At 71.2% G+C, this 264-nt stretch carries 1 protein-coding gene; it reads left to right on the top strand.

Annotated features, from left to right (window positions below; genetic code table 11):
• Positions 1 to 15 precede the first annotated feature (15 nt).
• Entirely contained in the window at positions 16 to 126 is a 111-nt protein-coding gene (locus BTA51_RS30985) for an IS3 family transposase (protein WP_210404980.1), read from the top strand.
• Positions 127 to 264: the final 138 nt, after the last annotated feature.

Raw genomic sequence — 264 nt, 5'->3', positions numbered from 1 at the left:
CGTCGGCCCCGTGGGCTGAGATCCAGCTCCTACGGCGTCCTGCGCGTCACCAGGGCGCTGCACCGCAGAGGTGTCACGGTGAACAGGAAACGGGTCGCGCGGATCGTGCACGGGGCCGACGCCTGATAGACCCGGGGCGGGTTACCGGTGGCGGTCACGAGCATGGGCAGACTCCGTCCGTCCAGCGGGCCCCGGCGGTGGCTGCCTCACGCAGGAGGGCCGCGTCGTCGGGGCGTTGCAGACATGCCCATCGGAAGGCGAGTT

The organism is Hahella sp. CCB-MM4 (assembly GCF_002260525.1).
GTDB lineage: Bacteria > Pseudomonadota > Gammaproteobacteria > Pseudomonadales > Oleiphilaceae > Hahella.
Note: the sequence above shows the minus strand (reverse complement) of the source record. Positions and strands in the feature narration are given on the sequence as shown.